The following is a 6,552-nucleotide window of genomic DNA, read 5'->3' on the forward strand; positions in this document are numbered from 1 at the left end:
GCCTTGGAGCCCTCGATCCGGGCGGCCTCGGCCGAGGGACCGAACACCGGGACGCCGGCCGCGCGAAGGGCATCGGCCACCCCCGCCACCAGCGGCACCTCGGGGCCGATGACGACCAGGTCCACCTCGAGCCGCCGCGCCAACGCGGAGACCGCCGAGGGATCCGTCACCGACGCGTCGTGACACGTGGCCTGCACCATGCCGGGGTTGCCCGGCGCGGCGTGGAGCTCCGTCACCGCGGGATCCGCGGCGAGGGCGACGAGGATGGCGTGCTCACGGGCACCGGAACCGATCACGAGAATTCGCACAGCGACCACAGTAGTCGCGCCCCCGGGCGACGTGACCCGGCACGGCCGGTGCAGGCGTCGTCGGGTGGACCTCAGCTCGGCAGGTCGGTCGCGATCCCGTCCGGCAACGTGGCCTCGTCGCGGACCCGCAGCCCCTCCGCGGTGAGCATGTCCGTCATGCAGAGATCGAGCGTGCGCGCCGTCGCGTGGTCCGCCTCCGGGGTCCCCATCGGCTTGAGCCCGAACATCGCGTGCGAACAGAGGCCGTCGATCCCCGCCCACAGGACGCGCTGGTCCCTGATCCTCGTCCCCGAACGGAAGATCCCCGCGGCGATCCCGCGGTCGACGATCTGCTGCATGATCTCGGCGACGTCCGAGGCCGCGAACGCGACCGTCGACGACTCCCCGAGAGTCTCGACCATCATCCGCGCCCAGGCGGGCTCCGCGACAGTGAACTCCACGATCGCGATCCCCGCGTTGCGGAGGTCCAGGTAGGCCGCGAGCCCCGGGGCCGACTCCGCGCCGGTGACCCCCGGGAGGGCGACACGCTCACCCATCGCGGCGAACCCGCGGGCCGAGACCTCCTCGACCAGCTGCTGCCGGTTGGTGAAGTGCCGGTAGGCGGCGGTGGCCGACACCCCGACGACCGGCGCGATCTCCCGCAGCACGATCGCCTTCTCCCCCGAGGACCGCGCCCGCGTGGTGGCCTCGTGGATGATCGCGTTCCGCAGGTCACCGTGGTGGTAGGACTTCTTCTTGACGGTGTCGTCTGCCGTCGGTGCCGTTGCCTCGATCATCTGCCGTCCCTCCGCCATCCTCTAAGGACCGTTCGCCGCTCGTTGTCCGGGTGGCGTACCCCTCATTACACCACGAGCCACCGCGCATCAGCGGCAACCGGCCGCCCCGGGTACGTAGGCTGGGAGCATGTCGACCGTTTTCAGCAAGATCATCTCCGGTGAGCTGCCGGGCAGGTTCGTCTGGGAGGACCTCGAGGTGGTCGCCTTCCTCACGATCGCGCCCGTCGCGGCCGGCCACACCCTCATCGTCCCGCGAGAGGAGATCGACCGCTGGACCGACCTCGACCCCCGGCTGTGGGCGCGGCTCAACGAGGTCGCCCAGGCGGTCGGCGAGGCCGTCGTCGAGGGTTTCGGGGCGTCACGGGCCGGCTATCTGATCGCGGGGTTCGAGGTCCCACACACCCACATCCACGTCTTCCCCGCCGACGACATGTCCGGCTTCGACCTGTCCCGCGCGGACCCCGACGCCCCGGCGGAGGAGTCGGACGCGGCGGCCGCGACGATCCGTCGCGCTCTGCGGGAACTCGGCCACGACGAGTTCGTTCCCGGGGACTGACCGGCCCACCCCGACTCGCCGCCCCGGTGGTCGGGTCGGGCGGGTGACCGGCTCAGTGCCCGAGCGCGCGCGCCACCTCGCTCATGTCCAGGTAGTCACTCCATTCCCGCACCAGGCCGTCGCGCAACGTGAAGAACGCGCCCGCGCTGAGCTCGACGGCCTGCCCGTTGATGGTGAGGAACATGGTCCTGCTCATCGCGACGGTGTCACCCGATGCCATGACCCGGTGAATCTCGACACGCACGTTTGTGGCGACCTCTCGGTTGAACTCCATCAGGTGCGCCACTCCCTCTCGCCCGCGCGCCTCATGAGACCCCTCGATCCGCAACACGATGTCGGGCGTGCACAGAGCGGTCGTCGTGGTCACATCCCCCCGGAACCTGGCTTCGACGAGCGCCCTGACCACCGCGGCGGCGTCGACTTGATGCTCCTCCCGGTCCACCGGACCGCCCCCGTTCACCGTCTACTCCGCGATCGCGTTCAGCGTGCGCAAGTCCTTGTAGTCCTCCCAGCGCGTGACCACACCGTCCGCGACATCGACGAAGGCCAGTGCCGGGATCTCCACGCCGCCCTCGGGCAGGGTGTAGGTCTCGAGTCGCCGGAGGGCAACGGTCCCCGCTTGCGCCACCACCGACAGGACGGCCACGTCGAGGAACCCGGACATACGGGCGACATCCTCGATGATGTCACGCACTCCGTCGTGCCCCTCGTAGAGACGGAGGTGGCCGCCGTTGGAGTAGACGATCGACGGCGAGGAAAGGGCCAGCGCGGCGTCCACGTCACATGAGGTGACGGCGCGCATCCACGCCTCGGCGATCCGCCGGGTGGACTCAGCGTCCACGCCCCCGTCCACGTCTCCGGAGCCCTCGCCGTCGCCGTCGCTGAACACCTGTCACATCCTACCCAGAAACCTGAGAAAACTAAACGTATACCGCCCGCGTGCGTGGCGTGCACTCCCGGCTCCACCGGGCGGCGGGTGAGAGCTGGAGACGAGACTTGAACTCGCAACCGCCCGATTACAAGTCGGGTGCGCTACCAATTGCGCCACTCCAGCACGGCTCCGGCACGGCCGGGGTCCGGGTCACATCCTAACCGGACCCCGGGCCGCGCTCTCGACCGCCGCGGTCTTGACTACGGTGTCCACGTGGAGATCCGCGACGCACCCGCACCGTTCACCCGCCCCCTGGCGTGGCTGGGTCTGCGCAAGTCGACGATGGACCTGGCGGTCGAGCCGCCCCTGTCCCCGATGGCACCGGTCGACCTGGACGACGACGGCGCCGTCACCGACGTCCTGAACCTCGCCCTCGAGATCGCCGGCATCCTCCTGTCCTCCGGCGAGGGCGCGGCGGACACCGTCGCCCAGGGGGAATCGGTCGCGGCGGCGTTCGGCCTGCCGGGCGCCACCGTCGAGGTCACCTTCACCTCGTTGACCATCGGCGTGAACCGCCGACGTGGTCGCCCGCCGATCTCCGTCATCCGGGTGGTCAACTACCGCACGATCGACATGACCCGGGTGACCCGTGTCGCCCGGCTCACCGACCTCATCGTGCGGCGCCAACTGACCGTCGAGCAGGCCACGGCGGAGGTCGAGCAGATCATCGCCTCCCCGCACCCCCACTCGTTCCGGGTCGCGGTCCTGGGGTGGGCGATGCTCGGTTGCGCGGTCGTCATCCAACTGGGTGGCAGCCCGCTCGCCGGACTCCTGTCCATGGTGTCGACGTTCGCGCTGATGTACGCCAACCGCTATCTGGACGGCCACCGCCTCCCGAAGTTCTTCCAGCAGATCGTCGGGGGGTTCATCGCGGCCGCCTGGGCGCTGTTGGCCTACGTGTTCCTGAGCGACAACTTCGTGGACATCCAGCCATCCACGCTCGTCGCCGCGGGAATCATCGTGCTCCTCGCGGGGCTCACGCTCGTCGGCGCGATCGAGGACGCCATCACCGGGTTCCCCGTGACGTCGGCCGGCCGCGGCGTGGAGACGATGATCCTCACCGGCGGGGTTCTCGGCGGCATCACGATCGCCCTGGCGGTGTTCGCGCGACTGGGCATGTCCCCGCCCCCCATCGACCCGACCATCTCCGGCAACGCGCCCCTGTATCTCGCCGTCTTCGCGGCGGGCGTCGGGGCCGCCGGCTTCGCGGTGGCCAGTTACGCCACCGTGCGTGCGACGTGGCTCGCCGCGGCGGTCGGGGCGATCGGGATGGTCATCTTCCAGGTGGTCACGACGACCGGGCTGGGCGTGGTGGTGGGTTCCGCGCTCGCGGCCTGTGCGATGGGGTTGTTCGGCGGCATCCTCGCCCGTATCGCGACCGTCCCGCCACTGATCGTGACCATCGCGGGGATCACACCACTCCTGCCCGGGCTGTCCGTCTATCGGGGACTGTCGGCCCTCACCAGTGACCAGACCGGTATCGGTGTGGGACTGATGTTCCAGGCCCTGGCGATCGCGGTGGCCCTGGCGGCCGGCATCGTGTTCGGCGAATGGGTCACGCGTAATCTGCGCAGGTCCGCCGCCGCCGACCAGTGACGTAAGATGACGTCGGACGCCTGAGCCCACACGGGCCCTGCGTCCCATACCGACCACGGGAGGACACACATGGCATCCGCCGCAGCGGCCAGCAAGGAGCCCGAGCTCGACGTCGACCTCGAGCCCGTCGCCGACGAGACCGCATATCAGGCCCAGAGGATCGTGGCCTCGTACGCCGCAGACGCCGACGAGTGCCTGATGCTGCTCGAGATGCTCGGGATCGGCCCCGAGAAGGTCGACCCTGCCGACGTCGACTAGCCGCATCACAGCGATCACGGAAGGGACGGGGATGACGCGCGCGACCGAGCAGACGCCGCCGGACGCCGGTGCGGACTTCGTCGTCGTCGCCAATCGGCTACCCGTCGACCTCGTCCGTGACAAGGACGGCCGGGAACACTGGAAGGCCAGCCCCGGTGGGCTGGTGACGGCCCTGGAGTCCATCCTCAAGGCCAACCACGGCGCCTGGGTGGGTTGGCCCGGCGTGGCGGACGCCGCCCCCGAGCCCTTCGACGCCGACGGCATCCGGCTGCACTCGGTCACACTGTCCGCCGAGGATGTCGGGCTCTACTACGAGGGGTTCTCCAACGGCACGCTGTGGCCGCTGTTCCACGACGTGGTGGTCCCCCCCGAGTACCACCGCGAGTGGTGGAACGCCTACGTCGCGATCAACCGCCGGTTCGCCGAGGCCACCGCCGCGGCCGCCGCCACCGACGCCACGGTCTGGGTGCAGGACTACCAACTCCTGCTGGTCCCCCGCCTGCTACGTGAGATGCGTCCCGACCTGACCATCGGGTTCTTCCTCCACATCCCGTTCCCCCCCGTCGAGTTGTTCATGCAGCTGCCGTGGCGCACGGAGATCGTCGACGGGATGCTCGGGGCCGATCTCGTGGGCTTCCACCTGCCCGGCGGAGCCGACAACTTCCGGATCCTCGCCAACCGACTCGGCGGCCACCCCTCCGTTCGGCTGCGTTCGACCCGGGGTCGGGCGTCCGAGATCCGCGTGGACGACCGCAGGGTCCGGGTGGGGGCGTTCCCCATCTCGATCGACTCGGCCGCCATCGACGCCGCCGCCCGCGACCGCGACACCCGCGCCCGCGCGGAACGCCTGCGTACCGAACTCGGCTCACCAGAGATCCTGTTGCTGGGCGTCGACCGCCTCGACTACACCAAGGGGATCGACGTCCGGCTCCGCGCGCTGGAGGAGTTGTTCGAGGAGGGGAGACTCGAGACCGCCGACGTCACCCTGCTCCAACTCGCCACCCCGAGCCGCGAGAGGGTCGAGCAGTACCAGATCATGCGCTCGCGGATCGAGGAGTCCGTGGGCCGGATCAACGGCAGTTTCGGCGAGATCGGGCACCCCGTGGTGACGTACATCCACCGCCCCGTCCCCAAGTCCGAGCTCACGGCGTTCTACGTGGCCGCCGACGTCATGCTGGTCACCCCCGTGCGGGACGGGATGAACCTCGTGGCCAAGGAGTACGTGGCCTCCTGCACGGATGGCGAGGGCGCGCTGGTGCTGAGCGAGTTCGCCGGCGCCGCCGCCGAACTCCGGCAGGCGTACCTGTGCAATCCGCATGACCTGGAGGGGGTCAAGGACGCCATCATGGCGGCCGTCACCGAGTCGAAGGACGACCGGCGTCGTCGCATGCGGGCGCTGCGCCGACAGGTGTTGGGCAACGACGTCCACGCGTGGGCACGACGGTTCTTCGAGACCCTCGACGCGACGTCCGACCCCCCCGTCACAGAGCGTTGAGTTCGCCCAGCTTCCACACCCCGTCCACCCGGACCATCTGGATGCTGAGCCTCGACGCCGAGCTGGCCGCCTCGGGCGCTTCCTTGGTCGAGACCATCCGGTTGAGCATCACCAGCACCGTCACGTTGTCCGCGTCCACGACCTCCTGCGGCGCGGCGGCGGCCACGGTCGCGTAGACACTGGCCTCCTGCTGCTTGGCCGCCGAGGCCACGGTCGGCATGGACTGGTCGACGAACTCGGTCAGTGCCGGCTCGGTGAGACGCTCCCGCACCGCCGCGAGTTCCGAGTCGACCGTGCGGTGATCGTAGGTGAACATCTGCGTGACGATCTCGCGCGCCGCGTCGGTGGCCTGCGTGGGGGCCGAGGCCACCTGCTGTTCGACGGCCGTGGCGTCCCGGGCCTCGAGATAGCGCCAGACGGCGATCCCGGAGAACACGAGCAGGATGACCGAGGCCACGGCCAGGGCCGCCATCAGTCGGCGTCGCCGGACCGGGTCCATCGGTTCGGTCGTGGTGGCCCGGCGAGGAGTGCTCTGCCCGGAGCCGGCCCTCGGGGTCGGACCCGACCGGGAGGGCGGCATCGAGTCGGCGTCGCGGGACGGGGTGGGCGCGGTCCCGGGAGCAGTGGCCTCG

At 70.2% G+C, this 6,552-nt stretch carries 9 protein-coding genes and 1 tRNA gene; 4 read left to right on the top strand and 6 right to left on the bottom strand.

The window, feature by feature from the left end; all coding sequences use genetic code 11:
- Positions 1-308 (bottom strand): phosphoribosylamine--glycine ligase N-terminal domain-containing protein (locus tag G6018_RS00980; protein WP_347237757.1); only part of this gene is annotated, 308 nt, incomplete at its 3' end.
- Positions 309-379: 71 nt separating this feature from the next.
- The gene (locus G6018_RS00985; RefSeq protein WP_182610393.1) at positions 380-1,084 is read right to left on the bottom strand and encodes a TetR/AcrR family transcriptional regulator; all 705 of its coding nucleotides are present in this window, start codon (positions 1,082-1,084) and stop codon (positions 380-382) included.
- A 127-nt stretch (positions 1,085-1,211) separates the two neighbouring features.
- On the opposite strand from G6018_RS00985, the gene G6018_RS00990 reads away from it, so the two are divergent.
- Complete coding sequence (locus G6018_RS00990; RefSeq protein WP_182610392.1) at positions 1,212-1,640, top strand: HIT family protein; 429 nt, start codon at positions 1,212-1,214, stop codon at positions 1,638-1,640.
- Between the two features lie 52 nt (positions 1,641-1,692).
- Here the strand turns inward: G6018_RS00990 and G6018_RS00995 are convergent, their stop codons facing one another.
- The 3 genes from G6018_RS00995 to G6018_RS01005 all read right to left on the bottom strand — a co-directional run bounded on the left by G6018_RS00995 (position 1,693) and on the right by G6018_RS01005 (position 2,694).
- Complete coding sequence (locus tag G6018_RS00995) at positions 1,693-2,100, bottom strand: nuclear transport factor 2 family protein (RefSeq protein WP_304814125.1); 408 nt, start codon at positions 2,098-2,100, stop codon at positions 1,693-1,695.
- A gap of 3 nt (positions 2,101-2,103) precedes the next feature.
- Positions 2,104-2,529, bottom strand: a complete 426-nt coding sequence (locus tag G6018_RS01000) for a nuclear transport factor 2 family protein (protein WP_182610391.1) — start codon at positions 2,527-2,529, stop codon at positions 2,104-2,106.
- Positions 2,530-2,621: 92 nt separating this feature from the next.
- Positions 2,622-2,694 (bottom strand) — tRNA-Thr (locus G6018_RS01005).
- Positions 2,695-2,784: 90 nt separating this feature from the next.
- Here G6018_RS01005 and G6018_RS01010 point away from each other — a divergent pair.
- From G6018_RS01010 to G6018_RS01020, 3 genes are all read left to right on the top strand, one after another.
- Positions 2,785-4,167, top strand: coding sequence for a threonine/serine exporter family protein (locus G6018_RS01010; protein WP_182610390.1), 1,383 nt, complete (start codon positions 2,785-2,787; stop codon positions 4,165-4,167).
- Between the two features lie 69 nt (positions 4,168-4,236).
- Complete coding sequence (locus G6018_RS01015) at positions 4,237-4,425, top strand: hypothetical protein (RefSeq protein WP_107748799.1); 189 nt, start codon at positions 4,237-4,239, stop codon at positions 4,423-4,425.
- 31 nt (positions 4,426-4,456) lie between these two features.
- A complete protein-coding gene (locus G6018_RS01020; protein WP_182638498.1) occupies positions 4,457-5,920 on the top strand; it encodes a trehalose-6-phosphate synthase in 1,464 nt (487 codons plus the stop codon).
- Here G6018_RS01020 and G6018_RS01025 read toward each other — a convergent pair.
- Positions 5,907-6,552 (bottom strand): hypothetical protein (locus G6018_RS01025; RefSeq protein ID WP_206685247.1); only part of this gene is annotated, 646 nt, incomplete at its 5' end. The genes G6018_RS01020 and G6018_RS01025 overlap by 14 nt on opposite strands.

It is taken from the genome of Dietzia sp. DQ11-44, assembly GCF_014145205.1.
GTDB lineage: Bacteria > Actinomycetota > Actinomycetes > Mycobacteriales > Mycobacteriaceae > Dietzia > Dietzia natronolimnaea.